General features: G+C 63.3%; 25 protein-coding genes. 6 read left to right on the top strand and 19 right to left on the bottom strand.

Features of this window, described 5'->3' with window-relative positions; all coding sequences use genetic code 11:
• Positions 1-4: 4 nt before the first annotated feature.
• The 11 genes from I4X03_RS12055 to leuS all read right to left on the bottom strand — a co-directional run bounded on the left by I4X03_RS12055 (position 5) and on the right by leuS (position 15632).
• Positions 5-1600 carry an SEL1-like repeat protein gene (locus I4X03_RS12055; RefSeq protein ID WP_223468463.1) on the bottom strand — a complete coding sequence of 532 codons (1596 nt, stop codon included), beginning with the start codon at positions 1598-1600 and terminating at the stop codon, positions 5-7.
• Between the two features lie 5 nt (positions 1601-1605).
• Positions 1606-3816, bottom strand: a complete 2211-nt coding sequence (locus I4X03_RS12060; RefSeq protein ID WP_223468464.1) for a putative bifunctional diguanylate cyclase/phosphodiesterase — start codon at positions 3814-3816, stop codon at positions 1606-1608.
• A 37-nt stretch (positions 3817-3853) separates the two neighbouring features.
• Positions 3854-6001, bottom strand: a complete 2148-nt coding sequence (locus I4X03_RS12065) for an HDOD domain-containing protein (RefSeq protein ID WP_223468465.1) — start codon at positions 5999-6001, stop codon at positions 3854-3856.
• 401 nt (positions 6002-6402) lie between these two features.
• Positions 6403-7671, bottom strand: coding sequence for a multidrug effflux MFS transporter (locus I4X03_RS12070; RefSeq protein WP_223468466.1), 1269 nt, complete (start codon positions 7669-7671; stop codon positions 6403-6405).
• Between the two features lies 1 nt (position 7672).
• Positions 7673-8875 carry a THUMP domain-containing class I SAM-dependent RNA methyltransferase gene (locus tag I4X03_RS12075; RefSeq protein WP_441295277.1) on the bottom strand — a complete coding sequence of 401 codons (1203 nt, stop codon included), beginning with the start codon at positions 8873-8875 and terminating at the stop codon, positions 7673-7675.
• A gap of 151 nt (positions 8876-9026) precedes the next feature.
• Complete coding sequence (locus I4X03_RS12080) at positions 9027-9626, bottom strand: 2-hydroxychromene-2-carboxylate isomerase (RefSeq protein WP_223468467.1); 600 nt, start codon at positions 9624-9626, stop codon at positions 9027-9029.
• A gap of 12 nt (positions 9627-9638) precedes the next feature.
• Positions 9639-10049, bottom strand: coding sequence for a CopD family protein (locus I4X03_RS12085; protein WP_223468468.1), 411 nt, complete (start codon positions 10047-10049; stop codon positions 9639-9641).
• A 17-nt stretch (positions 10050-10066) separates the two neighbouring features.
• Positions 10067-11332, bottom strand: a complete 1266-nt coding sequence (locus I4X03_RS12090; protein ID WP_223468469.1) for a glutamate-5-semialdehyde dehydrogenase — start codon at positions 11330-11332, stop codon at positions 10067-10069.
• Between the two features lie 115 nt (positions 11333-11447).
• Positions 11448-12464 (bottom strand): DNA polymerase III subunit delta, encoded by a 1017-nt coding sequence (gene holA / locus I4X03_RS12095; RefSeq protein WP_223468470.1) that lies wholly within the window; start codon positions 12462-12464, stop codon positions 11448-11450.
• Positions 12465-12473: 9 nt separating this feature from the next.
• Positions 12474-12986 carry an LPS-assembly lipoprotein LptE gene (locus tag I4X03_RS12100; protein ID WP_223468471.1) on the bottom strand — a complete coding sequence of 171 codons (513 nt, stop codon included), beginning with the start codon at positions 12984-12986 and terminating at the stop codon, positions 12474-12476.
• A 3-nt stretch (positions 12987-12989) separates the two neighbouring features.
• Entirely contained in the window at positions 12990-15632 is a 2643-nt protein-coding gene (leuS, locus tag I4X03_RS12105) for a leucine--tRNA ligase (protein ID WP_223468472.1), read from the bottom strand.
• 138 nt (positions 15633-15770) lie between these two features.
• On the opposite strand from leuS, the gene I4X03_RS12110 reads away from it, so the two are divergent.
• Positions 15771-16157, top strand: coding sequence for a hypothetical protein (locus I4X03_RS12110; RefSeq protein ID WP_223468473.1), 387 nt, complete (start codon positions 15771-15773; stop codon positions 16155-16157).
• Between the two features lie 31 nt (positions 16158-16188).
• On the top strand, positions 16189-16554 hold the full coding sequence (locus I4X03_RS12115) for a VOC family protein (protein ID WP_223468474.1): 366 nt from the start codon (positions 16189-16191) through the stop codon (positions 16552-16554).
• Positions 16555-16631: 77 nt separating this feature from the next.
• On the opposite strand, the gene I4X03_RS12120 is transcribed toward I4X03_RS12115, so the two are convergent.
• From I4X03_RS12120 to I4X03_RS12140, 5 genes are read right to left on the bottom strand one after another with little or no spacing between them, the layout of a single operon-like run.
• Complete coding sequence (locus I4X03_RS12120) at positions 16632-16961, bottom strand: barstar family protein (RefSeq protein WP_223468475.1); 330 nt, start codon at positions 16959-16961, stop codon at positions 16632-16634.
• On the bottom strand, positions 16961-17386 hold the full coding sequence (locus I4X03_RS12125) for an ExbD/TolR family protein (RefSeq protein ID WP_223468476.1): 426 nt from the start codon (positions 17384-17386) through the stop codon (positions 16961-16963). The genes I4X03_RS12120 and I4X03_RS12125 overlap by 1 nt, the downstream gene beginning before the upstream one ends.
• 6 nt (positions 17387-17392) lie before the next feature.
• A complete protein-coding gene (locus I4X03_RS12130; RefSeq protein ID WP_223468477.1) occupies positions 17393-18058 on the bottom strand; it encodes a MotA/TolQ/ExbB proton channel family protein in 666 nt (221 codons plus the stop codon).
• Positions 18059-18067: 9 nt separating this feature from the next.
• Entirely contained in the window at positions 18068-18877 is an 810-nt protein-coding gene (gene dapB / locus I4X03_RS12135; RefSeq protein ID WP_223468478.1) for a 4-hydroxy-tetrahydrodipicolinate reductase, read from the bottom strand.
• Between the two features lie 9 nt (positions 18878-18886).
• Complete coding sequence (locus I4X03_RS12140; RefSeq protein ID WP_223468479.1) at positions 18887-19474, bottom strand: outer membrane protein assembly factor BamE; 588 nt, start codon at positions 19472-19474, stop codon at positions 18887-18889.
• A gap of 89 nt (positions 19475-19563) precedes the next feature.
• Here I4X03_RS12140 and fur point away from each other — a divergent pair, with 89 nt between their 5' ends.
• Positions 19564-19992, top strand: coding sequence for a ferric iron uptake transcriptional regulator (gene fur / locus I4X03_RS12145; protein ID WP_223468480.1), 429 nt, complete (start codon positions 19564-19566; stop codon positions 19990-19992).
• 12 nt (positions 19993-20004) lie between these two features.
• Here fur and hrcA read toward each other — a convergent pair whose 3' ends face one another.
• Together hrcA and I4X03_RS12155 are read right to left on the bottom strand one after the other, a co-directional pair.
• Positions 20005-21018 carry a heat-inducible transcriptional repressor HrcA gene (hrcA, locus tag I4X03_RS12150; protein ID WP_223468481.1) on the bottom strand — a complete coding sequence of 338 codons (1014 nt, stop codon included), beginning with the start codon at positions 21016-21018 and terminating at the stop codon, positions 20005-20007.
• A 91-nt stretch (positions 21019-21109) separates the two neighbouring features.
• Positions 21110-21832: an HAD family hydrolase gene (locus I4X03_RS12155; RefSeq protein WP_223468482.1), complete on the bottom strand. Its 723-nt coding sequence runs from the start codon at positions 21830-21832 to the stop codon at positions 21110-21112.
• 184 nt (positions 21833-22016) lie between these two features.
• On the opposite strand from I4X03_RS12155, the gene I4X03_RS12160 reads away from it, so the two are divergent.
• The 3 genes from I4X03_RS12160 (at position 22017) to I4X03_RS12170 (ending at position 25799) form a co-directional block, all read left to right on the top strand.
• Complete coding sequence (locus I4X03_RS12160) at positions 22017-22628, top strand: hypothetical protein (protein ID WP_223468483.1); 612 nt, start codon at positions 22017-22019, stop codon at positions 22626-22628.
• A 38-nt stretch (positions 22629-22666) separates the two neighbouring features.
• Positions 22667-23263, top strand: coding sequence for a hypothetical protein (locus tag I4X03_RS12165; RefSeq protein ID WP_223468484.1), 597 nt, complete (start codon positions 22667-22669; stop codon positions 23261-23263).
• A gap of 277 nt (positions 23264-23540) precedes the next feature.
• Entirely contained in the window at positions 23541-25799 is a 2259-nt protein-coding gene (locus tag I4X03_RS12170; RefSeq protein WP_223468485.1) for a PhoX family protein, read from the top strand.
• Between the two features lie 100 nt (positions 25800-25899).
• Here I4X03_RS12170 and rsmA read toward each other — a convergent pair whose 3' ends face one another.
• Positions 25900-26679: a 16S rRNA (adenine(1518)-N(6)/adenine(1519)-N(6))-dimethyltransferase RsmA gene (rsmA, locus tag I4X03_RS12175; RefSeq protein ID WP_223468486.1), complete on the bottom strand. Its 780-nt coding sequence runs from the start codon at positions 26677-26679 to the stop codon at positions 25900-25902.
• Positions 26680-26682: the final 3 nt, after the last annotated feature.

The following is a 26682-nucleotide window of genomic DNA, read 5'->3' on the forward strand; positions in this document are numbered from 1 at the left end:
AGGGTTAAGCCGCCACGTCGCCGCCCACGGCCAGGCACTGGGCCTGCGCCAGCTGGGCGGGATTCATTTTCGCGGCGGTGGCCTTGACGTATCTGGTGGCGGCGGCGACCCCTGCCTGCTCGGCCTGCTGCAGCCAGGTCAGCGCCTGCACCAGGTCGGGAACCGCGCCGTGGCCCGACGCGTGCATCAGGCCGAGGTTGAACTGGGCGCGGGCGTGTCCCTGGCGCGCAGCCTGCAGGTACCAGAAATAAGCGGCTTCATAGTCGCGCTGGACGCCTTGCCCGCTGTCGTGGCGCAGCCCGAGCGCGAACTGCGCGCGTGCGTAGCCCTGTTCGGCCGCCTTGCGGTACCAGCTGTAGGCTTCGCGGCTATCGAGCATGCCGGCGTCGTCGCTGTCGAACAGCGCGCCGACCATGAACTGGGCGGGGGCGTAATCGTGATCGGCGGCGCGCCGGTACCATGCCATCGCGCGCACGTAATCGCGCGGCACGTCGATGCCGCCTTCAAAGCGCAGGCCAAGCTCGAACTGGGCGCGCACGTGGCTTTGTTCGGCCGCCTTGCGGAACCAGCCGATCGCCTCGAGCGTGTCGCGCTCGAGGCCGCTGCCGGCATCGTAGAGCAGCCCTAGGTGATACTGGGCGCTGGCGAAGCCCTGCTCGGCCGCCTTGCGGTACCAGGCCTGCGCCTGTTCGAAGTCCTGGCCGACGCCCTGCCCATGCTCGTAGCGCAGGCCGATATTGTCCTGCGCGCCCGCGTGGCCCTGGTTTGCCGCCTTCAGGTACCACTCCAATGCCAGCGCTTCATCGCGCGGCACGCCATGGCCACTGTCGTACATCAGCGCCAGGTTGAACTGCGAACTGGCATGGCCTTGGTCGGCGGCGCGGCGGTACCAGCTGATCGCCTTCTGGCTGTTCTGCGGCACGCCCTGGCCCTTGTCGAAACGCAGGCCGAGGTTGAACTGGGCCGGCGCGTAACCCTGCTCGGCCGCCTTGCGGAACCACAGGATCGCCTGCGGCCGGTCGAGCGGCACGCCCTGCGCATTATCGTAGCGTAGCGCCAGGTTGAACTGGGCGCGCGCATAGCCCTGCTCGGCGGCCTTGCGGTACCAGAAAATCGCTTGCTTGAAGTCTTGCGGAACGCCCTTGCCGGTCTCGTACATCATGCCGAGGTTGTTCTGCGCGCCGGCGTCGCCCTGCTCGGCGGCCTTGCTGAACCAGTGCATGGCCTGCTCGACGTCGTGGCCGATGCCCTGCCCTTTTGCATACAGCCAGCCCAGGTTGTACTGCGCGGCGGCATAGCCCTGCACGGCGGCGCGCTCGTACCAGATCGCCGCCTGGGTGTAATCCTGCTCCACGCCCTGGCCCTTCTGGTACATCACGCCGAGATTGTATTGCGCATGTTCGAGGCCGGAGTTGGCGGCCTTGCGATACCACTCCACCGCCAGCGCGAAATCCTGGGCGACGTTCTGGCCGTTCACGTACATGAAGCCGAGGCTGTGCTGTGCATTGGCGACGCCCCTTTCCGCCAGCGCTTTCACGCGCAGGTATTCGGCCGTGTGCCCACGGGCGGCGTCAGGCTGGCGCACGCTCGCGTTCTGCACCGGCGTCAGGCCTGGATGGCCGCAGGTGTCGTCTGCGCAGCGTCGTCGCGCGCGTCCTGCGCCTGCAGCACCGTAATGAAGTTTGGCAGCGAAATCGGACGGTGGAACAGGTAGCCCTGCATCGTCAGGCAGCCGTTGGCTTTCAGGTAGCGCGCCTGGATGTCGGTCTCGACGCCTTCGGCGATCAGGTGCAGGCCCAGTCCGCGCGCAATCGAGATGATCGCCAGGATCACCGGATAGTGGCCGTTCTCTTCGTGGATTTCCTTGACGAAGGACTGGTCGATCTTGATCGTGTGGATCGGGAAGCGATGCAGGTACGACAGCGACGAGTAGCCGGTGCCGAAGTCGTCGATCGCCACCGACACGCCCAGCTGGCACAGTTTGTTGAGCTGTTCGATCGCGTATTGCGGATTGCGGATACAGATGTTCTCGGTGATCTCGCACTCGATCTGGGCTGGCGATATCCCGTAGCGCACCAGCGCGCCGCGCATCTTCTCGAAGAAGTCGCCGCGGTCGAGGTATTGCGGCGACAGGTTCAGCGACAGGCGGATGTTCTCGCCGCCGGCGGCATTCCAGAGCAGCATGTCGCGGCACAGCGCGCCGATCATCCAGTCGGAGATCGGCAGCATCAGGCCATTCTCTTCGGCGAACGGCAGGAACTCGCCGGCGGTCAGCAGGCCGCGCTGCGGATGGTTCCAGCGCATCAGGCCTTCAGCGCCGACGATGCGGCCCGTGATCACGTCCATCTGCGGCTGGTAGTACATCTCCAGCTCGTTCTGTTCGAGCGCCTTGCGCAGGCTCTGTTCCAGCGCGATCTTTTGGTGCGACACGTCCAGCATCGAGTTGTGATAGAAGCTGTGGCCGTTCTTGCCAAGCGCCTTGACCTGGTACATGGCGATGTCGGCATGGCGCAGCAGCTCGTCGATCGACTCGCCATCGCCCGGGTAAATCGCGATGCCGATACTGGCCGAGATGTGCACTTCGTGGCCGTCCAGGTTGAACGGCATTTGCAGGCATTCGAGGAATTTGTCGGCGATTAGCTTGGCGTCTTCGCGGTCGCGCAGCTCCGGCAGCACGATGGTGAATTCGTCGCCGCCCTGGCGCGCCAGCGTGTCGCCGCGGCGCAGGCATTCCTTCAGGCGCAGCGCTACCTGCTGCAGCAGTTCGTCGCCCTTGACGTGGCCAAGGGTGTCGTTGACCAGCTTGAAGCGGTCAAGGTCGATGAACATGACAGCCAGTTCGGTCAGCTTGCGCTTGGCCTGGATCACGGCCAGGCCCAGCCGGTCCTTGAACAGCATGCGGTTCGGCAGGTCGGTCAGGATGTCGTGGTAGGCCTGGTACGAAATGACTTCCTCGGCGCGCTTGCGGTCGGTGATGTCGCGCGCCACGCCGTAGGTGCCGAAGAATTCGAGCTTCTTCACTTCCTGGTCGGGCACGTGCATGCCGACGGAATTGAGCGAGATCGTCATCAGGGTATTGTTGAAGGTGCGGTCCTGGCCGCCGCCGCTGTGGCACTTCAGGCGCAGTTCGACGTTGCGCGATGCGCGTTCGTCGACGCGGCGCTCGTTGAAGACATAGCGCGCGCGCTCGAGGTCTTCTTCGTGCACCAGGATCGAGTAGTGCTTGCCGATCAGTTCATCGCGCGAGAAACCAAGCAGCTGGTAGGCGCGATCGTTGATGAAGGTGAATTTGCCTTCGTGGTTCAGCGTGTAGATGATGTCGGGCGAGCTGTCGACCAGGTAGCGGTACAGCTTTTCGGAGGTTTCAAGCTGCGAGGCGATGCGGCGGTTGGCGGTCTCGAGGCGGCGCCGCTGCAGCGCGTTGGCCACGGTCTTGAGCAGTTCTTCGCGGCTGTACGGCTTGCGCAGGTAATCGTAGGCGCCGCGCTTAAGCGCGCCGATGGCCGCGTCGATGCCGACCTCGCCGCTCATCACGATGACATCGGCGTCGATGCCCTTGTCGTTGATGAAGTCCATGATCTGATGCCCGCTGACGTCCGGCAGGCGCAGGTCAAGCAGCACCAGGTCGAAGCGCATCTTCGACAGGTGCGCCAGCGCTTCGCTGCCGCAGGTGGCGGTGACGAGATTGTAGTCGCGCCCGCGCAGCAGTTCGTACAGCGATGACAGAAGCCTTGGTTCGTCATCAACCAGCAGAATACGCGGAAGTGCCGCCGACTCCGACTTGGAGATCTGGGTTGGCTCGCCTGCCTGGTTCATTGCCGTAGCGCCGGCAGTGTTCGCGTTCATCATGGCCTTAAACTGAGTCTACCGCCCGCGCTGGCGCGCTGGCGATCATGTTCGCACTGCTGCGCGCGGGCAGCAGGATTTCAAATGTGGTTCCACCGCTGCCGCTGCGGCAGCTGATCAATCCGCCGAGCTGCTTGACCAGCCCGTGAACGATCGACAGGCCGAGGCCATGGTGCGGGCCTTCCTTGGTGCTGCGCACGGGTGAGAACAGGTTAGCCAGCACCTCTTGCGACATGCCGGGCCCAGTATCGCTGACAACCAGCTCAAGGTACAGCTTTCGTTCAAGATTTACATTACCGCGATTGGAGATGTCAATACGCCCCCTGCCGCCGAGCGCTTCGACGGCGTTCTTCACGAGGTTCACGAGAATCTGCTTGAGGATGTCGGCGTCGCCGTCGATCTCGGAAGGCGCCCCGTGCATGTCGACACTCATGTGCACACCGGCCGGAATGAAATCGGTGGCGCGGAAAAGGCGCAGCACGTCTTCGACAACCTTGGCCGCGTCGGTGGTGCGGTTCACCGGCGCCGGCTTCAGGTCCGCCAGTCCGTTGATCAGCTGGCCCACGCGGTCGATTTCTTCGTTCAGGATCGACATCTCGCCGACCACCGGCTCGCGCTTGGCCAGCTTGTCGTCCAGGACCGACAGGTAGTTCTTGATGATCGAGAGCGGATTGTTGACTTCGTGGACCACGCGGCGCGAGGCCTCGCGATATTCTTCGGCCACGTGGGCGATCTGGCGGCGCGCGTAACCGCGTTCGGCCAGCGCGGTCTCGAGCGCCGTGGCGGCCTGCGTGCCGAACGACTGCATGAAGCGTTCACGCTTCTGGCAGCCCGGCACCTGCCACGCGGCCAGGCCGCCGATCATCACGCCGAGGCAGCGCGAACCCGATACCAGCGGCACGCACACCAGGCTGTCGGTGCCGAGCATGCGGAACAGCTGTTCTTCGGCCAGGCCGAGCGAGGGCTGTTCGCGGCTCAGGAAAGCCAGGCGCCGGTCGATCGCGGCGTCGGCAACCGCATTGCCTTTTTCAAGCGGGATCGAGAACTCGGCGATGCGCTGCTGTTCGCCGGTCGGCATGCCCACCAGCGCGTGGCCGGTCGGGTTCTCAAGCAGGATGACGGTGTTATCGAAGTCGAACAGGATGCGCGCCGAGCGCGTCATCGATTCAAGCAGCCCGGATTCGCCTTGTTGGCGCGCGAAGGTCTGGCCTACTTCGGAGACCAGCACCAGGTTGCGCACTTCTTCGGACAGGCGCTGCTGGACCGGGTCCTGCATGACCGGCGGCGCGTAGGCCGGCGGCTGATCGATATCGTCGGCCCCGCTCAGGTCGATGCCGAGATGGGCGGCCGATTTGTCGACCTGGCGCGCGGCCAGCGTCAGCAGGCGGCCGACATCGTCCTCGTCCAGGCCGCACAAGCCCAGCGCGCCGAGCACTTCGTCGTGGTCGATGTCGCGCGTGGACAGCAGGTGCGCCACGCGTACGATGCGGATCAATGGATGGGCTTGCGCCAGGCGGCTGCTTGGCTCGTGGTGGTACAGCACCGAATCGGCCAGGAAGGAGTCGAGGTGCCAGCGCTCGATCAGCCAGGCGCCCGCTTCCGAGTGGGTAATTTGCAGCGTGCGCTGTTCGACCGCGCACAAATCTTCGTCGTCGCGCGCGCAGAAATTGAATGCATATTCCTTGGGCGCGGTCGCCAGCAGCGCCAGCCGTCCGACGTTATGCAGCAGGCCGGCCAGGTAGGCTTCTTCGACCTGGGGGTAGTCCATTTTCTTGGCCAGCTCGCGCGCGATGACCGCCGCCGTCAGCGAGCTTTTCCAGAACGCGCGCAGGTCGGTGGTGCCCGAGTGCGGGAAGTTATTGAAGGTCTGGAAAACCGATTCGCTGATGACCAGCGTCTTGATCATGTCGGTGCCGAGGGTGACGAGCGACTGCTCAAGTCCCACGCTGCGGCCGTTGCGGTGATAGGCGGAGCTGTTCGAGACGGCCAGGATCTTGGCCGTCATCCCCGCATCCTTGGCGATCAATGCAGCGAGCTCCTGCATGCCCAGATCATCGGCTTGCAGGTGCTCGATCAACTTGATTAGTATCTGCGGCATAGCCGGCAGACGGGCAATCAGCAAGCGGTTACGAATATCGTGGTCTGATTGATGCATGTCTCAGGGAACAGCCCGCCAATTGTCGATGGATTCGGGGTGGCGCTAAAGGGCGAAGCTGCCACAACGTCTATTTTTAGTTTTATAGAACAAGGCAGGTTTTAGGCCGATGTTCCATTCTTAAAAAAACTTATCTTAGCATATATACACGAAAGTTGACTGGAAGAACATTACTTTCGGAAATAAGTCGCTAGTTTGCCACGGTCCGCCATGGCAAACAACGATGCATTCACGTTGGGACTTTAAATAGCAGGGCCGTGAACAACCAAAACTGCAAAAACCACAGTAACAGAGTTTATTTGATCATTTCGGACCTGAACCCGGCGGCGATGAAGCGATGCGACCCCGCCCTGGCTTCGACCGTCGCATCGGCCAGCGGGCCCCGCTGGCATACCGTTTAACTAGGCCGGACGCAGGCGCCGGTAGTGCCTCGATGCGGTCCAGAGTGCGAGCGAAAAAACGGCAAACGCCAGCTGCCCGCTGGCGAGCCACAGCACCGAATGCGACAGGAACGGCGCGATCACGCCGGCCACCAGCGCGCCAAGCAGCGTCACCGCGAACGACTGGCAGGAGGCGACAGTGCCGCGGATATGCGGGAACATGTCAAGCGCCAGCAAGGTGACGGCAGGCGCCATCAGCGAGCTGCCGAAGGTATAGAAGAACATCGGCGCCACCGACCATGGCACCGCGGGCGGCATGAACACGTGATACAGCACGTTGGCGCCGGCGGCCGACAGCATGAAGCAGAACCCCAGCGCGACCTGGCGGCCGAAGTGCGATTTGCCGGCCATGCGGTTGGCCGCAAGCGAGCCAAGGAACAAGCCGCTGACGGTCGGGATGAACAGCCACGCAAACTGGTCCGGCCCGAGCTTCAGGTGCTCAGGCACCATCACGGGCGCCGCCGCGATGTACAGGAACATGCCGGCGAAGTTAAGCGCGACCACGCCTGCCTTCATGTGGAACAGCGGCGAGCTGAAAATCGCCCAGTAGTTCTGCGCCAGGTAGCCCGGGTTGAACGGCTGGCGTTTTTCTTTCGGCAGCGTCTCGGGCAGGCGCTTGTAGCAGAACCAGCCCAGCACGATGGTGTAGCCGAGCAGCGCCAGGAAGATGGTGCGCCAGTCGAAGAACTTGACGATCCAGCCGCCCAGCACCGGCGCGATCGCGGGCGCGATCGAGAAAATCATCGTCACCAGCGACAGCAGGCGCGCCGCCGGCGCATCGGAATACAGGTCGCGGATAATCGCGCGTCCGACCACCACCCCGGCGCCCGCCGACACGCCCTGCATGATGCGGAACACCCACAGGTAATGCACCGAGTGGGCCGATGCGCATCCCAGCGTACCGACCGCGAACACCACCAGCGACACCAGGATCACGTTGCGGCGCCCGAAGGTATCGGCCAGCGCGCCATGCCACAGCACCATAGCGGCAAATGCCAGCATGTAGGCGGTCAGCGTCTGCTGCACTTCGATCTGGGTGGCGCCCAGCGCCGCCTGGATGTTCGGGAAGGCAGGCAGGTAGGCGTCGATGGAAAACGGCCCTAGCATCGACAGCGCGGCCAGCATCACCGCCAGCCCGGTTGCGCCCAGCATCACAATCTTGTGCGCGGGCGGCAGCGGCACCGGCGTGACCGGATCTGGCGGAAGGTCTGGCGGCGGTGTCGGGAACATGTCAGTCTTGTTTCGGCTTTGCCTCTTCGCGGCGGTTGTAGCCGGCCACCATGTCAAACCTGAACAGGCGGCACTCCAGCGCACCGTTGAAGAACGGCGTCTTGCGCGCCTCCTTCAGGCGCAGCAGCTTTGGCAGCGACAGGTCGGCGGTAAACAGGAACACGGTCCAGCCGGCGAAGCGCTGCTTGAGCGTGGTGCCAAGCGCGGAGTAGAAGCCGACGGCCATCTCGTCGGCCGGAATGGTGCTGTCGCCGCGCACGCCGATACGCTCGCCGTACGGCGGGTTGGTCAGCAGGATGCCTGGCTGTTCGGTCGGCGGCTTGACTTCCTGCGCTTCGATCTGCTTGAGCGGCACGTCGAACATGATGCCGGCCATTTTCAGGTTATGGCGCGTCATCGCCACCATGTCGCCCGAAATGTCGGAACCGAAGATGGTCGGCGATTCCGGCAGCGGATTGGCCTTGATGGCGCTCTTCATCGCCTGCCATGGAGCCGGGTCGAAAGTATGGAACTTCTCGAACGCGAACTTGCGGCGCGCGCCCGACGGGATTCCCTGCACCTGCTGGGCCGCTTCGATCAGGATGGTGCCCGACCCGCACATCGGATCGAACAGCACCGTGCCCGGCTTCCAGCCCGACACGCGCAGCATGCCGGCGGCCAGGTTCTCGCGCAACGGCGCGTCGCCGGTCTCTTCGCGCCAGCCGCGCTTGAATAGCGCCTCGCCCGAGGTGTCGAGGTAAATCGTGAAGTTGCGCTGGTCGAGGAAGCCGACGATGCGCATGTCCGGCTCGCGGGTGTTGACCGACGGGCGCTTGTTGAACTGGTCGCGGAAGCGGTCGCACACGGCGTCCTTGATCTTCAGCGTGGTGAATTCGAGGCTGCGCAGCGGCGACTTGACCGCGGTGACGTCGACCCGGATGGTGTGGTCGACATCGAACCAGTCTTCCCACGGCTGCGCCAGCACCAGGTCATAGATATCGTTTTCGTTCGAGTAGCTCGAATGCCCCATGCGCATCAACACGCGCGAAGCGATGCGCGAATGCAGGTTGATGCGGTAGGAGTCAGTCAGGTCGCCCGAACAGTGCACACCGCCTGGTACCTGGTTATGCACCTTCATGGTGGTGCTTTGCTGGGCGATATCGCCCAGTTCCTCGGCCAGCGCCGCTTCCATGCCGCGCGGGCATGGGCAAAAATATGAAGCCATGGTGTACCCTTTATCCGTTATAAAAAATTCTTTTGCACGCCCGTCGTTCCCGCGCAGGCGGGAACCTATAGCATCCCTGAACGGGCGCTAAGGATTCCCGCAGGGCCGCCGAGGCTCTAGCGCGAACGACGAAACCGCAGTGCTGCGTCGCTTATTCCAGCGCGCGCCTGACGAAGTCAAGGCGATCCTGCCCCCAGTAACCCTCGCCATCGACGACGTACCAGGGCACGCCGAAGACGTTGGCCGCGATGGCTTCTTCGGTATTGCGTTCATACTGTTCCTGCACGCCCGGCGTCTGGGCCGACTTGAGCAGCATGCGGCCGTCGAAGCCGCACAGGTTGGCGATCTGCGCCAGCGTGTCCTCGTCGGCGATGTTCTTCTCTTCCGCCCACAGCGCGCGCATGATCGCGCCCGACAGCGCAAGCGCCGCGTCGGCGCCAAGGCTGGTACGCGCGGCGATGATCAGGGTAGACGCCGCATCGGGCGACACCGGAAAGAACTGCGGCTGGGTATTCATCGGCAAGCCGAGGTGCTTCGCCCAGCGCTCCAGCTCCACCAGGCGGTAGGTCTGGCGCTGCGGCGCGCGCTTGGCCAGCGGCAGCCCGCCCGACACGCTGAATACCTTGCCGAGGTCGAAAGGCTTCAGCTCGACCTGGGCGCCGGTCTCGCGCACGATATCGACCAGGCGCTGATGGCCCAGGTAGCACCACGGCGACTGCGGCGACAGGAAATACTCGACAGTTTTGCTCATTCCATCACCTCATCAAAATGGCTTGACCACTACCAGGATGACAATCGCCAGCAGCAGTACGACAGGGACTTCGTTAAACCAGCGGTACCAGGTGTGGCTGCGCTTGTTGGCGGCGTTCTCGAACTTCTTGAGCAGCGATCCGCACGCATGATGGTAGCCGATCGCCAGCACCACCAGCGCCAGCTTCGCGTGCATCCAGCCGCCCCGGAAGCCGTAGCCAAGCCACAGCCAGACGCCGAACACCAGCGCCGGAATCATCAGGATCGTGGTGAAGCGATACAGCTTGCGCGCCATCAGCAGCAGGCGCGCATGTGCCACAGTCTCGCTTTCCATCGCCAGGTTCACGAAAATGCGCGGCAAGTAGAACAGGCCGGCGAACCACGAGATCACGAAAACGATGTGCAGTGCTTTAATCCAGAGCATAAAAATCCAGTCTTTATCTAGTTACGTACTTCGCCGTGTCCGAACACGACGTACTTGAGGGAAGTGAGTCCTTCCAGTCCAACCGGGCCGCGTGCATGCAGCTTGTCGTTGGAGATGCCGATTTCCGCGCCCAGGCCATATTCGAAGCCGTCGGCGAAGCGCGTCGATGCGTTCACCATCACCGACGCCGAATCGACTTCGCGCAGGAAGCGCATCGCCGCGCTGTAGTCTTCGGTGATGATCGATTCGGTGTGCTTCGACGAATAGGCGGCGATATGATCCATCGCCTCGTCGATGCCACCGACCACCTTGACGGCCAGGATCGGCGCCAGGTATTCGGTCTTCCAGTCTTCTTCTGCCGCTGCCGCCAGGTGCGGGTAGCCGGCCAGCAGCGCGAACGATTCGGGATCGGCGCGCAGCTCGACCTGCCGGGATGCATAGAGCTCGGCAAGCCTCGGCAGCACGGCCGGGGCGATGCTGCGCTCGACCAGCAGCGTCTCCATCGTGTTGCAAGTGCCGTAGCGGTGGCACTTGGCGTTGAACGCCACTGGCACCGCCTTCTCAATGTCGGCCTTGGCGTCGATGTAGACGTGGCAAATGCCGTCGAGGTGCTTGATCATCGGTACCGTCGCCTCGGCCATCAGGCGCGCGATCAGGCCTTTGCCGCCGCGCGGGACGATCACGTCCACGTACTCCGGCATCGTGATCAATGCACCCACCGCGGCGCGGTCGGTGGTGTCGATGATTTGCACGCCGTGCGCGGGCAGGCCTGCGCCCGACAAGCCTTCGGCGACGATCTTCGCCAGCGCGCGGTTGCAGTTGATGGCCTCGGACCCGCCGCGCAGGATCGTGGCGTTGCCGCTCTTGATGCACAGGCCAGCCGCGTCGACAGTGACGTTCGGGCGCGCTTCGTAGATGATGCCGATGACGCCGAGCGGCACGCGCATCTGGCCCACCTGGATGCCGCTCGGGCGCACCTTCATGTTCGAGATTTCGCCAACCGGATCGGGCAGCGCGACGATCTGGCGCAGGCCTTCGACCATCGTGGCGATCGCCGCCTCGGACAGGGTCAGGCGGTCGATCATGGCGGGATCGAGGCCGGCCGCTTTGGCGGCGTCGAGGTCGAGCTGGTTGGCGGTGCGCAGCAGGGCGCTATCGCGCACGATGGCGTCGGCGATCAGCAGCAAGGCGCGGTTGCGGGTTGCGGTGTCGGCCCTGGCCATCGCGCGCGATGCGGCGCGGGCCTGGCGGCCGGTGGTTTGCATGTAGTCGGTGATGTTCATAGTGTGCGGTTTCTGTGTGCAGCTATTCGGCGGATGCGCGCTTTGCGCTTATCCGCCCTACGGTCGTGGGCTTCGCAGGGCGGATAAGCACGCAGTGCGCATCCGCCGTTTTCGCTCAGCCCCTGGCCACCTTCAAAGCCAGCTGCAGCATCGCATCCCACGCGTCGCCCGCAAATGCCTTGGCGCGCAGTCCCTTGACCATCTTGTCGACCTGCGCCGCTTCGCGCATCGCCGCTTCCAGCGTCGCAAGGCTGATGCGCCGCAGCGCCGGTTCCATCATGCGCTCCTTCGGCCCCCAGATACGGTACTCCTTGAGCAGCACGCCGAGCGGCCTGCCCTGCGCCATCCCGGATTTCAATTTTAACAGCGTGCGGATTTCTTCGGCGACGGCCCATAAGACCAGCGGCAGCGCCTCGCCTTCGCCCTTGAGCCCTTCCAGCATGCGCGCCAGCCGCGCCGCATCGCCCGACAGCATCGCTTCGCTGAGCTTGAACACGTCATAGCGCGCCACATTCAGCACCGCGTCGTGAATCTGCTCGAAGGTCAGCTTGCCCGGTTCATGCAGCAGCCCGAGCTTCTGGATCTCCTGGTGCGCCGCCAGCAGGTTGCCTTCGACCCGGTCGGCGATGAAATCCAGCCCCTGACGATCGGCGCTCTGGCCTTGCGCTGCCAGCCGCGTGCCGATCCAGCCAGGCAGTTGCGCGCGTTCGATCGTCGGTATCTCGATGTACACCGCGGCTTGCTGCAAGCTTCCTACCCACGCCGCCTTGGCGGTCTGCCAGTCCAGCTTCGGCAGGGTGATCAGGGTCAGGTTGTCGGGGTTCAGGTCCTTGGCATAGCTTTGCAGCGCCGCCCCGCCGTCCTTGCCCGGCTTGCCGGTCGGGATGCGCAGTTCGATCAGCTTCTTATCGCCGAACAGCGACATCGCGTTGTTCGCCGCCAGCAGTTCGCCCCACTTGAAGGTGCGTTCCACCGTCAGCACGTCGCGCTCCGAGTAGCCATTGGCGCGCGCGGCCTTGCGGATCTTGTCGGCAGCTTCCAGCGCCAGAAGGTGCTCGTCGCTGCTGATCACATACAGCGGCGCGAGCGACTTGGCCAGGTGTCCTTCGAGCGCGTCGACCCTCAATTGCATCGTTTGTCCTCAGGCCGGCTTGATCGCGGCCAGGCGGCGCAGGATCTGCTGCACCAGGTCGGTCTGCATGTCGCGGTACAGCAGCGCTTCTTCGCTTTCCTTGGCCAGCACTTCGGTCTCGTTGAAGGTGATCGAGCGTTTCAGGCTGATCTCGGTCGGGCCAAGCAGCTCGGCGCCGGCGGTGTCGCGCACGCGGAACACCAGGGTGTAGGTCAGCAGGTATTCGCGCACCCGGCCCTGGCTGTTGAGCGACAGGATCGCCTTGCCGCGCGATTCTGAGAGCACGTCGAAGCGCGCCTGCGCCTGCTCCGGCTCCGTCACCACCTTGGTATCGCCGCCGCGCAGGTTGCGCTTGAGCTCAATACCGAGCGGCGAAGTCTCGGGGAAGGCCAGGTAGATGCTCTGGAACGGCATATTGAAGCGGCCGTCCGACCCGCGCAGGTGGAACCCGCAGGCGGACAGCGCCGCCGCAAGGACGATCAGGGCGACGGCGCGCGGCAGCGCAAGGCGCAGGGCGGTCATCGCTTAGACCACAATGCTGATCAACTTGCCGGGAACGACGATCACCTTCTTTGGCGGCGTCTCGACAAACTTCTGCGCGGTTTCCGATGCCAGCGCCAGCGCTTCGATCGCCGCCTTGTCCGCGTCTTTCGGCACCTTCACCGAACCACGCAGCTTGCCGTTCACCTGGATCATCATCTCGATCTCGGCCTGCTCCAGCGCGGCAGGGTCGACCTGCGGCCACTGCGCATTGAGGATGTCGCCGTGAACCTTGGCGTAGCCGAGTTCTTCCCACAGCGCGTGGGTGATGTGCGGCGCGACCGGGTTCAGCACGCGCAGGAAGATCGACAGGCCTTCGGCGATCACCGCATCGGTGCCGGCGCCGTCTTCCAGCTTGCTTGACTCGAGCGTATTGAGCATCTTCATGCAGGCCGAGACCACCGTGTTGTACTGGATGCGCTTGAGGTCATAGTCGGCCTGCTGAAGGATCTTGTGCAGTTCGCGGCGCAGGGTCTTGTGTGCTTCACTGGCGCCTTCCGCTTGCGGGTTGGCGATGCCGCTGGCGACCCGGCCCGACTGGGCGTATGCGAACGCCCAGACCCGGCGCAGGAAGCGGCTGGCGCCTTCGACGCCGCTGTCCGACCATTCGAGCGTCTGCTCGGGCGGCGACGCGAACATCGTGAACAGGCGCGCCGTGTCGGCGCCGTACTGCTCGATCTGCGCTGCCGGGTCGATGCCGTTGTTCTTCGACTTCGACATCTTCTCGGTGCCGCCGATCTGTACGTCGGCGCCGTCGGTCTTGAGCTTGGCGCCTTGTGGACGGCCCTTGTCGTCAAGCGTCAGGTCGATGTCGACCGGGTTGTACCAGGTCTTCTTGCCGGATGGGTCTTCGCGATAATAGGTCTCGTTGAGCACCATGCCTTGCGTGAGCAGGTTGACGAACGGCTCGTCGAACTTGACCAGGCCGAAGTCGCGCATCACCTTGGTCCAGAAGCGCGCGTACAGCAGGTGCATGACGGCGTGCTCGATGCCGCCGATGTACTGGTCCATCGGCATCCAGTAGTCATTGCGGGCATCGACCATGGTTTCGGTCGTACCTGGCGAGGCGTAGCGCATGTAGTACCACGACGAATCGACGAAGGTATCCATGGTGTCGGTCTCGCGGCGCGCAGGCTTGCCGCACTTCGGGCAGTCGCACTTGAGGAAGGCTTCATGCTTGTTCAGCGGGTTGCCGGTGCCGTCCGGGACGCAGTCTTCCGGCAGCACGACAGGCAGGTCCTTCTCGGGGACCGGCACGATGCCGCAGTCGCCGCAGTGGATCATCGGGATCGGGGTGCCCCAGTAGCGCTGGCGCGAGATTCCCCAGTCGCGCAGGCGGAACGTGGTCTTCTTCTCGCCCAGGCCTTGCCCCGCGAGGTCGCCGGCGACCGCGTTGACGGCGGCGACGTAGTCGAGGCCATCGTACTTGCCCGAGTTGATCAGCTTGCCGTTCTCTTTGTCGCCGTACCATTCCTGCCATGCGTCGAGCGAATAGTCCTTGCCTTCGACCGCCACCACCTGCTTGATCGGCAGGTCGTATTTCTGAGCGAATGCGAAATCGCGCTCGTCGTGCGCAGGCACGCCCATCACGGCGCCATCGCCGTAGGTAATCAACACGTAGTTGCCGACCCAGACTTCGACCTGCTCGCCGCTGACCGGGTGGGTGACGAACAGGCCGGTCGGCATGCCCTTCTTTTCCATCGTCGCCATGTCCGCTTCGATCACGGAGCCCAGCTTGCACTCGGCGATAAAGGCGGCCAGCGCGGGGTTGTTCTTTGCGGCCTGCTGCGCCAGCGCGTGTTCCGGCGCCACGGCGCAGAAGGTCACGCCCATGATGGTGTCGGCACGGGTGGTGAAGACATACAGCTTGCCGTCGTTGATCAAGCCGCCGTCGTCGCCCTTGATCTGGTGCGGGAAGGCGAAGCGCACGCCGGTCGATTTGCCGATCCAGTTGGCCTGCATGACGCGCACGCGCTCAGGCCAGCCTGGCAGCTTGTTGTCGACGTATTCCAGCAGTTCATCGGCGTAGTCGGTGATGCGCGCGTAGTACATCGGGATCTCGCGCTTTTCGATCAAGGCGCCCGAGCGCCAGCCGCGCCCGTCAACCACCTGCTCGTTGGCCAGCACGGTCTGGTCGACCGGATCCCAGTTCACGGTGCCGGTCTTCTGGTAGATGATGCCCTTCTCGAGCATCTTCAGGAACATCCACTGGTTCCACTTGTAGTATTCGGGTTTGCAGGCGGTCATTTCGCGCGACCAGTCGATCGCCAGGCCCATCGACGACATCTGCTCTTTCATGTGCGCGATGTTCGCGTAGGTCCACTGCGCCGGCGGCACGTTGTTGGCCATCGCCGCATTCTCGGCCGGCATGCCGAACGCGTCCCAGCCCATCGGCATCAGCACGTTGTAGCCGTTCATGCGCAGGTAGCGGTACATCACGTCATTGATCGTATAGTTGCGCACGTGACCCATGTGCAGCTTACCGGACGGGTAAGGCAGCATCGAGCAAGCGTAGTACTTGCCCTTCGGGAAACGCGGGTCGTTCTCGACCGCCTTGTAGGCGTCGATCGCCTTCCAGTGGGCTTGGGCGGCTTGTTCGACGTCGGCGGGACTATATTTATCTTGCATGGTGGTGTGCGGCCAAGCGTGGCTAGGCTAGAAGTTGGTGGATATGAACAGGACATTATACTGGTTCGGCATTGCCTGCGGCGGGGCGGCGGCCTGGTGGGGTGAACTAGGGCCGCGTTGCGCTGTCCAACTTCTGCCATGGCCGAATACGACTGCGTCAAATACGCAAAACGGCTGGAAGACGCCGGAGTGTCTAAAGACCAGGCAACCGTTCATGCGTCTGCGCTTGGCGAGGTGCTCAGCAACGTAGTGTTTGCAAAGCAACTAGAGGAGAAGACAAGTCAGATTCGAACCGAAATGCAGAATATGGAAGCCCGCCTGACTGCGCGGATTGACTTGCTCCAGCACAGAGGTTCACGCCCGAACCGACACACTGCAGGCATCGCTGCGCGGGGAAATCGCACGGGTCGAGGCTTCGCCGGGCGGGGAAATCACGAGACTGCATTGGATGTTAGCGACGGTCGTCGTCACGAACCTCGCTATTGTCGGAAAGATATTCTTTTCTTAATTGCTTTCTCGAATTAGGATAGAGGTTTTCTGATTTTGGAGACCGGCCATGATTCACGGAATGCGCACCACCATCTACCCGGTTGGCGACCTCACGAAGGCCAAGGCATGGTTCACTGAGGTATTCGGCAAAGCCCCTTATTTTGACCAGCCGTTCTATGTCGGCTTTGAAATCGGCGGCTTCGAATTAGGACTGGTGCCGGATGGCCAGCCAGGGACGCATGGCGCAATCGTATACTGGGGCGTGGATGATATCGAGGCCGAGGCGGCGCGGATTGTCGGACTGGGCGCGACCGTGCATTCGGCCATTCAGGATGTGGGCGATGCGATTCGGGTGGTCGAGCTGGCGGATCCGTTTGGGAATCTGCTGGGGCTGATTTACAACCCGCATTTTGATTTGAAGGCGGTGCGGTAAATCGGCGGTCTCGCGGCTGGCCTGATTCGGCGGATGACGCGCTTCGCGCTCTTCCGCCCTACGCAAACCTTGGCTGGCTAATCGCGCAGTACCAGCGCCAGCGCCGGCTTCTCGCCGTAATCTTCATAACGCTCGTTGATGCCGCCGACGCAGAATGCCAGCTCTTCCAGCAGCTCGGGCACTTTGGCGCGCATCGCGGCCGCGTCCTTCACCACGATCTCCAGCTTTTCGTTCGGGAAGAGCTTGAACTTCGTCATGCCGTCTTCGTCGCGCAGGTAGCTCAGGCAATCCACCCAGGCATCCATGCTGTCGCTGTATGAATCGGGAAAGCCGAACGCGCGCCGGCATTCGGCGTGAAAGGCTTGTTCGCTGTCGATTACCGCGCCGTTGAGTTCTACGCTTGCCATTATTTTTTCTCCTTGACGGGGTCGGTGACGAAACCAAGCTTCGTCAACCCCTTCGACTGCGCGGCCGCCATCACCTGGGCGACCACTTCATATCGGGTGTTCCTGTCGGCGCGCAGCTGGAGTTCCGGCTGCGGGTCCATCAGCGCAGCTTCCATCATCAGCTCGCCGAGCCCCGCTTCGCCTACCGCGTCGTCGTTCCAGTAAATGACGCCTTGGGCGTCGATGGCGATGCTGACCGCCTCAAGCGGCTGCACGCTCGCCTCGGCCTGCGCCTGCGGCAAATCCAGCTTGACCGACTGCGTCAGCATCGGCGCGGTGATGATGAAGATGATGAGCAGTACCAGCATCACGTCCACCATCGGCGTGACGTTAATGTCGCTCATCATCGACGGCTGCCGCTGCGGATTGAAGGAACCGAACGCCATGCTGGCCTACCTGCCGGTGAAGTAGGACTGCAGATCGTGCGCGAAGCCGTCAAGCTCGGCGAGCGTGACGCGATTGAAGCGGTTGAAGGCGTTGTAGGCCAGGACGGCGGGTATCGCCACCACCAGCCCGAAGCCGGTCATGATCAAGGCTTCGCCTACCGGACCTGCCACTTTATCGATTTGCACGGTGCCGCTGGCCGAGACATTGGCCAGCGCGTGATAGATGCCCCAGACGGTGCCGAGCAGGCCGACGAAAGGCGCGGTGGCGCCGATCGATGCGAGCAAGGTCAGGCCGCCTTCGACGCGGTGGGTGGCGCGGGTGATCTGCTGGCGCAGGATGCGGATGATCTGTTCGTCGCGGCTCATTTCCCCGGCCAGCGTGGCGCCGGCGCTGGCGTGCGCGCGGCCCTGCACCGGCAGCGGCGAGTACACGCCTTCGCGGTCGGCCAATGTGAGCAGCAGGATGCCGTCGTCGAGCGTCGGCGCGGCCCAGAATGCGTCAACCGCGCCGGCGGCACGCCGAACGCGCCAGGTGCTGTAGGCCTTGGCGAGGATGCAGAACCAGCTTACCAGCGACATCGCCAGCAGCAGGTAGGCGACGCCGTGGCCGATGGCGTCGCCCTGCTCCCAATATCGGGCCAGGCTGAACGGATTATCGACGGGCGGCGTCATCGCGCTGAATCAGCGCGGCAGCGCCAGCACGTCCTGCATGTCGTACAGGCCGGTGGCCTTGTCGGCCAGGAAGCGCGCGGCGCGCAATGCGCCGTGGGCGTAAGTCACGCGGCTGCTCGATTTGTGGCTGATCTCGATGCGCTCGCCAATCCCGGCAAACAGCACGGTATGGTCGCCCACGATATCGCCGCCGCGGATGGTGGCGAAGCCGATGGTCGATGGATCTCGCTCGCCGGTCACGCCTTCGCGGCCGTAAACGGCGCAGTCCTTCAGGTCGCGGCCCAGCGCGTCGGCAATCACTTCGCCCATCTTCAGCGCAGTGCCGGACGGCGCGTCCACCTTGTGGCGGTGGTGCGCTTCGACGATCTCGATGTCGTAGCCTTCGGACAGGCTCTTTGCCGCCATCTCAAGCAGCTTGAGCGTGACATTCACGCCCACGCTCATGTTGGGCGCGAACACGATGGCGGTCTTTTCGGCCGCCGCGCGAATGGCCGCCTTGCCGGCGTCGTCGAATCCGGTGGTGCCGATGATCACCTTGATGCCGTGGGCGGCGCAGTACTCGAGGTGCTTGAGGGTGCCTTCAGGACGGGTGAAGTCGATCAGGTAGGCGGCGTCGGCCAGGCCTGCCGCCAGGTCCGACTCGATCGCGACACCAGCCGGCTGGCCCGAGAACGCGGCGGCGTCGGTGCCGACCGCCGGCGAACCGGCGACGTCCAGCGCGCCGGCCAGTACCGTGTCGGGCGCGGCGGCAATCGCCTCCACCAGCATCCGGCCCATGCGCCCGCTGGCGCCTGCAACTGCAATCTTCAACTCGTTCATCGCGCCTGCTTATTGTTTGACCTGGATGCTCATCGAGCCGGCTTCTTCTTTTTTCTTCACGTCGGCGTCCGGCTTCTTCTTGGCCTTGCCGGCGATGCGCTCGATGTATTCGCGCTCGGTCGGCAGGTTGCCGCCGTCAAACTTCTCGATCTTGTTGTCCTTGAAGTAGATGGTCACGCGGCTGGTGGTCAGCTCGCCATCGCCACGGGCGAGGTAGAACGGGTAGTCCCAGCGGTCGGCGTGGAACATATCGGTCAGCAGCGGGGTGCCGAGGATGAACATGACCTGCTCGCGGGTCTGGCCAACCTTGAGCTGGGACAGCATTTCCTGCGATACGAAGTTACCTTGCTGGATGTCCGGGCGATACGGCGAGAACACCCACAGGAATTTCTGCAGACGGCTCGACTGGGTGGTCTGGGCGCCGGCGCTGGCCGCATCGGCGCTGCCGCTGGCCTTGGCCGCGTCAACCGGGGCGGCAGGGCCGGTCAGGTCGCGCCAGACTGCGCAACCGGACAGGGTCAGGCTGGCGCACACGAGTGCCGCCACGAGCGGGGCGCGAACGGAAAAACGGTACGAAACAGCATTATTGACGCGCATAAGTGACCTCGATACGTGAAACAGGAGCTAGGCACCCCCGTATAAAACGCTATATGATAAAGCACTAAGCCATTTAGCGAGTAACAAACATGAGTTCGAACCCAACCGACCTGAAGGCCAGCGGCCTGAAAGCCACCCTGCCGCGCCTGAAAATCCTTGAAATCTTCCAGAACAGCGAGGTCAGGCACCTGACCGCCGAGGACGTCTACAAGATCCTGCTCTCGGAGAACATGGATGTGGGCCTGGCGACGGTCTACCGGGTGCTGACGCAGTTCGAGCAGGCAGGCCTGCTCAACCGCAACCATTTTGAGACCGGCAAGGCCATTTTCGAGCTCAACGCCGGTTCGCACCACGATCACCTGGTCTGCCTCGATTGCGGCAGGGTGGAAGAATTTTTCGACGAAGAAATCGAATCGCGCCAGAACAACGTTGCCGCCGAACGCGGCTTCAAGATCGCCGAGCACGCGCTGGCCATCTACGGCAACTGCATCAAGCCAGCCTGCCCGCACCGCCACTAACGCGGCGCGGCCTTACTGATTGCTGAGCGCGTTTGACAGCAGCTTGGCGGTAATGTCGACAATCGGGATGACGCGCTCGTAAGCCATGCGCGTCGGCCCGATCACTCCCAGCGTACCGACGATCTTTCCGTTCACTTCGTATGGCGCGGTGACCACGCTCATCTCGTCCATCGGCACCAGCTTCGACTCGCCGCCAATGAAGATCTGCACGCCGGTGGCCTTGCTCGACACGTCGAGCAGCTGCATCAGGCCGGTCTTCTGCTCGAACATGTCGAACATCTGGCGCAGCGAATTCATGTTCGACGACAGGTCCGACACGCCCAGCAGGTTGCGTTCGCCCGAAATGACCATGTCTTCCGATTCCGCCATCGCCTCGCTGCCCACCTCGACCGCCGCTTGCATCAGGCGGCCCATGTCGTCGCGCAGCTGGTTCAGCTCGCCCGTCAGGCGCGAGCGCACCTGGTCGAACGACAGGCCGGCGAAATTCTGGTTGATGTAATTGGCCGACTGCACCAGTTGCGACGGCGAGTAGTCGACATCGGTCAGCAGCATGCGGTTCTGGACGTCGCCGCGCGGATCGACGATGACCAGCAGGATGCGCTTTTCGGACAGGCGCAAGAATTCGATCTGCTGGAATACCGATTCGCGCCGCGGGCTCATCACCACGCCGGCGAAGGTCGACAGCGACGACAGCATCTGCGCGGCGTTGGCGATGATTTTCTGCGGCTGCTGGGCCGGGAAATGCATGCGCGATTCGACGGAATGCTCGTCGAGATGCTGCACGGTCAGCAAGGTATCGACAAAAATACGGTAGCCGCGCGGGGTCGGAATCCGGCCTGCCGAGGTATGCGGGCTCGACACATAGCCCATCTCTTCGAGGTCCGACATGATGTTGCGGATCGTCGCGGGCGACAGGTCGAGGCCGGATATTTTCGACAGCGCGCGCGAGCCGACCGGCTGGCCGTCGGCGATATAACGCTCGACCAGGGCTTTCAGCAGGGTTTGGGCACGATTATCGAGTTGCATGGGGGTTCTTGCAAAAGCGCTGACTATGGACACGCCTATTATGCACTTTCGTCAGGCGCCGGTGTGCGCTAATCCATCGGGCGCGGCGGCTTCAAGTATCGCCATGCTCGCGCCTGAGCCAGTCGATCAGCTGGTCGAAGCTGGAACAGATCGCATCGGGCACCACGCCGTGCTCCAGGTGCGACGCGCTGCCGCTGCGGTTCATCCAGACTGCGCGCAAGCCGGCCTGCTGCGCGCCCCGGACGTCGAGCAGCACATCGTCGCCGACATACACGGCATCCTGCGGCGCCACGCCCAGCAGCCGGCAGGCCTCGTGGAAAATCGCCGCGTCCGGTTTCGCGTAGCCAAGCTCGTGCGCGGCCACCGAGACCTTGAAGTGATGCGACAGCCCGATCGCCGCCAGGTCGGCATTGCCGTTCGAAATAGACCCGATGGCGACGCGCGCCTTCAGGCGCAGCAGGCCGGGCACCACATCGTCGTAAGGCACCACCGCATTGCGCGCGGCGAAAAACTTGACCATCGCCAGCTCGACCTTGTCGAGATCCTCGCCGGTTTCCTCGAAGGCCGACTTCAGGCCGGCACGGCGCAGCTCGCCGAGGTTCAGGCTGAACTCGGGCTGCTTTGCCAGCAGCGCCAGCCTTGCCTGGCGCAGGTTCTCGATCGAAAAACGCTCGGCCACGCGCGGCGCGTGCTCTTGCAGCCAGGCATGCAGGGTTTGCTCGGCCTGCACGATGACAGGGGATATCGGCCACAGCGTATCGTCGAGGTCGAACAGGATGGCCTTCGGCCAGGCGCGGCGGATCAGGGGATTCATACAGCAAGCATAGCCACGCCAGCCTTAAAAATCAAACGCCGCGCCACCACTGCTAGTTACACCCGGATACAAAGGGGAATCAGCCTTCTGGATGGCAAATGCACTAAAATGACGAGCAAACAATATCACCACCCCATGGCGCCGGCTTGATGCCCGCCCGTATCTGACCGTTTTTGGAGAATTTATGAAAAGTTTGTACCTGCGTTCCAGCATCGCGCTGGCGTGCATGCTGGGCCTGGCGTCTTGCGGCGGCGGTGACGACAACCTCGTGCTCGGCGGTAATGTATACGGCCTGCTCAAGGATGGCCTGGTGATTCAGAACAACGGCGGTCCGGACCTGGCGATCACGGCTGGCGCATCAAACTTCGTTTTCCAGCAACTGATCAGCAGCGACAGCGACTTCAACGTGACGATCAAGACCTTACCGGCCAGCACCACCTGCGACGTGGTCAATGGCAAGGGCAAGTCCGGCGCCTACAGCGTGTACTCGGTCGAGATCCGCTGCATCACCGCGAGCTATGACCTGGGCGGCACCATCAGCGGCCTCAACTCGGAAGGCCTGGTATTGATCAACGGCAGCGCGCAGCAGATCATCCCGGCCGGCGCGACCAGCTTCAAGATGACCAAATACAACAACGCCGTGCCACCGGTCGCAGTGAGCGGCCAGGTTCCCGACGGCCAGCCATACGGCATCACCATCCTCAAGCAGCCAGCCAGCGGCACCTGCAGCGTCGCCAACGGCACCGGGCGGATGGGCAGCGGCCCCGTGACCAGCGTCGTGGTCACCTGCGGCTAAGCGCGGGTACCGGCAAACATACCTTACTGGAGAATTCAATGAAGTCATCTTTCCTGCGCCCAGCGCTGGCACTCGCGCTGGCGGCCGGACTGGCAGCATGCGGCGGCACCGCCACCTTTGGCATTAATGGCACTGTTGCCGGCCAGGCCTATCCTGGCCTCGTGCTGACCAACAATGGGGTCGACCTGCCGATCGCGGTCGGCACGACCAGTTTCAGCTTCCCTGGCTCGCTTGAGTATGGCGACGCCTACAAGGTGCTGGTCAAGACCAATCCGCCTCACCAGACCTGCGAAGCCGATCCTCGCTACAACGAAGGCACGGCCGGCCGCACCGCGGCGATCAATGTGCCAGTGCAGTGCATCGTCAATGCATTTAGCGTTGGCGGCAAAATTACGGGGCTGGCCGCCGAAGGCCTGGTACTGACCAATGGCACCACCGGCGGCACCATCAACGTGGTCAAGGACGCGACCGTATTCGTGTTCGCCAACCGTGTTGCCTTCGATCAGAGCTATGGCGTGACGATCCTGGCGCAACCAACCGGCCAGACCTGCAGCGTGACCAACGGCGTGGGCCTGATGGGCGACGCCCCGGTCGAAAACATCCTGGTCAACTGCACCGCGTCGATCGGCGGATGAGATATGTAATTTGCGCATATCGGATATTGGAAAGATAAATTAGCCATATATTCCGTGCTGCAGCATAATTGCACCTGTCTCCTCCAACTCTCCTCAGAAAAGAATTGGATTTAAGCCCGCCTTCAACAGCGGGCTTTTTTTTGTCCGAAATTTCGTTACCCGCCGTTTGGGGGGGGGCAACGCGTGTCACACGGCGGTCATTCCAGCGTCACGGCGTGGTCATTTGCGGTCGATAGAATCGTTTGGCTTGATTAACCTACAACGCCAAGGACCCAGCATGAACAAGCCGAATGATCTGTTTTGCCACGTCGATGCCGACGATGTTGACTGCAACGATTCGCCAAACGAACATTTCAACACGATCCTCAATGCACGGCTGAGCCGCCGGAGCCTGCTGCGTGGCAGCTTCGCGTCGGCCGCAACAGCGGTCCTGGGCGCTACGGGCTTGTCCGCATGCGGTAGCGACAACGGTCCAGTTGAACCTGTCGCCCCGGTCACCCCAGTCACCCCGGCGCCGCCGCCGGAAAAGCTGCTGTCGTTTAGCGCCGTCTCGAAGAGCCTGGCCGACGTCGTCGTGGTGCCGGCCGGTTACACAGCCTCCGTGCTGTACGCCCTCGGCGATCCGCTCTCGGCCGCCACCCCGGCCTTCAAGAACGACGGCACCGACAACGACTTCGAGCAGCGCGCCGGCGACCACCACGACGGCATGGAGTTCTTCGGCCTGTCGGCGACCGGCACGGTGGCGGCAGGCAGTTCGGACCGCGGCCTGCTGGCGATCAACCATGAAGCCACCACCGACCAGCAGCTGTCGTCGTTCTTCCTTCACGCCAATGGCGGCACCACCACCCTGCCGCGCCCGGCCGCCGAAGTCGACAAGGAAGTGGCGCTGCACGGCGTGGCCGTGGTCGAGGTCAAAAAGACCGGCAGCGCCTGGCAATACGTGAAGGAGTCGTCGTTCAACCGCCGCCTGACCGCACTGTCGGACATTGAGTTGTCGGGCCCTGCGCGCGGCAACGCGCTGATGGTGACGAAATTCTCGCCAACCGGCGTGCGCACCCGCGGCACCCTGAACAACTGCGGCACCGGCAAAACCCCATGGGGCACCTTCCTGACCGGCGAAGAGAACTGGTCCGGCTACTTCGCGCGCGGCGCCGCCGACGATGCGGCGCGCGGCAACGACAAGAGCGTCGCCTCGCTCAAGCGCTACGGCCGCAGCCAGGGCGCCGCCTCGCGCCACGGCTGGGAAACCGGCGGCAGCGACGACAAGTACGCACGCTGGAACAACAGCAAACTCGGCACCTCGGCCAACGGCAGCGACGACTATCGCAACGAGATGAACGGCATGGGCTACATCGTCGAAATCGACCCGTACGACAAGGCACGGGCGGCCCGCAAGCGCACCGGCCTTGGCCGCTTCGCCCACGAAAGCGCGGCGTTCTCGGTGCCGGCGGCCGGACAGCCGCTGGCGGTCTACATGGGTGACGACTCGCGTAACGAATACATTTACAAGTGGGTGTCGAGCGCCGCATGGTCGGCGGCCGACGCCACCCCGGCCGACCGCATGGCCACCGGCGACAAGTACCTCGACAACGGCAAGCTGTATGTCGCCAAGCTCAATGCCGACGGCAGCGGCCAGTGGATCGAACTGTCGCTCGCCAACGCCGCCATCGCCGCCCTGGCGACGTACAAGTTCGCCGACCAGGCCGACATCGTGGTCAACGCGCGCCTGGCGGCAGACGCTGTCGGCGCGACCAAGATGGACCGTCCGGAATGGTGCTCGGTCAACCCGAAGAACGGCGAGATCTACTACACCCTGACGAACAATTCGAACCGCAACGTCAACCCGAGCGGCTCGTCGCAGCTGACGCCGGACAGCGCCAACCCGCGCGCCTACACCGACATGAAAGGCACCTCGGCGCAGAACGGCAACCCGAACGGCCATATCGTGCGCTTCAAGGAAGGCGCCGGCGCATCAACGGCAACGGCGTTCACGTGGGATGTGTACCTGTTCGGCGCGGAAGCAACGGCCGATTCGGGCAAGGTCAACCTGTCGAACCTGACGGCCGAGCAGGACTTCTCCAGCCCGGACGGCCTGGCGTTCAGCCCGTACACCGGCATCTGCTGGATCCAGACCGACGACGGCGCCTACACCGATGTCACCAATTGCATGATGCTGGCGGCGATGCCTGGACAGGTCGGCGACGGCGGCAAGGTCACGCTGAGCTATCCACAAGCCTCGGGCGCCACCTTGGCGGTCGATACGTTCATCGGCAAGAAGGCGGCGCCGGACACGCTCAAGCGCTTCCTGGTCGGTCCTGTGGGATCGGAGATTACCGGCATCGCCGAAACGCCGGACGGGAAGACGATGTTCGTCAACATCCAGCATCCGGGCGAGAACACCTCGCAAGCGAACCTGGGCGATCCGAGCAAGTACACCAGCCAGTGGCCGAGCAATGCGGGTTATGGCGCCGGCAAGCGTCCGCGCTCGGCGACGATCGTGATCACCAAGAACGACGGCGGCAGGATCGGCAGCTAAACCGTCGTTCCCGCGCATGCGGGAATCCATGCTGCGCGTCCGAATTTGGCGAGCCATGGATTCCCGCTGGCGCGGGAACGACGGTGGATGACAGGTTGTGTTATTCCGGCTTTTTCAGCGAATTCGCCAGCGCGACATACTGCTCCAGGCTGACCGTCTCCGGCCTGGTCGACGGATCGATCCCCGCCTCCACCAGCTGCGCTTCGGTGAACATCCCGGCAACGCAGTTGCGGATCACCTTGCGGCGCTGCGAGAACGCCTTGGTCACCACCGCTTCGAGCGTCTTGCCGTCGCATTCCAGTTTGCGCCTGGTCGGGATCATGCGCACGATCGCCGACTCCACCTTTGGCGGCGGGTCGAACGCGGTCGGCGGCACGATGAACAGCAGCGACATATCGTAGCGCCACTGCAGCATCACCGACAGGCGCCCATACACCTTGCTGCCCGGTTCCGCGACCATGCGCTCGACGACTTCCTTCTGCAGCATGAAGTGCTGGTCTTCGATCAGGTGCGCGAAGTCGGCCAGGTGGAACAGCAGCGGGCTCGAAATGTTGTATGGCAGGTTGCCCACCACGCGCAGCTTCTGGCCTTCCGGTACCGGGATCTGGCCGAAATCGAACTTGAGCGCGTCGCCCGAATGAATCGTCAGCTTCTCGCGCGGGAATGCCTTCTCGAGGCGCACCACCAGGTCGCGGTCCAGTTCAACCACGTGCATGTGGTCCATGCGCTTGAGGATCAGCGCCGTCATCGCAGCCAGTCCCGGCCCGATTTCAACCATCGCCTGCCCGCTGACCGGGTCAATCGCTTCAATGATGGCGTCGAGGACGAATTTGTCGGTCAAAAAATTCTGGCCGAAGCGCTTGCGTGCGATGTGTTTCATGGA

The organism is Massilia soli (genome assembly GCF_016809835.1).
GTDB lineage: Bacteria > Pseudomonadota > Gammaproteobacteria > Burkholderiales > Burkholderiaceae_D > Telluria_A > Telluria_A soli.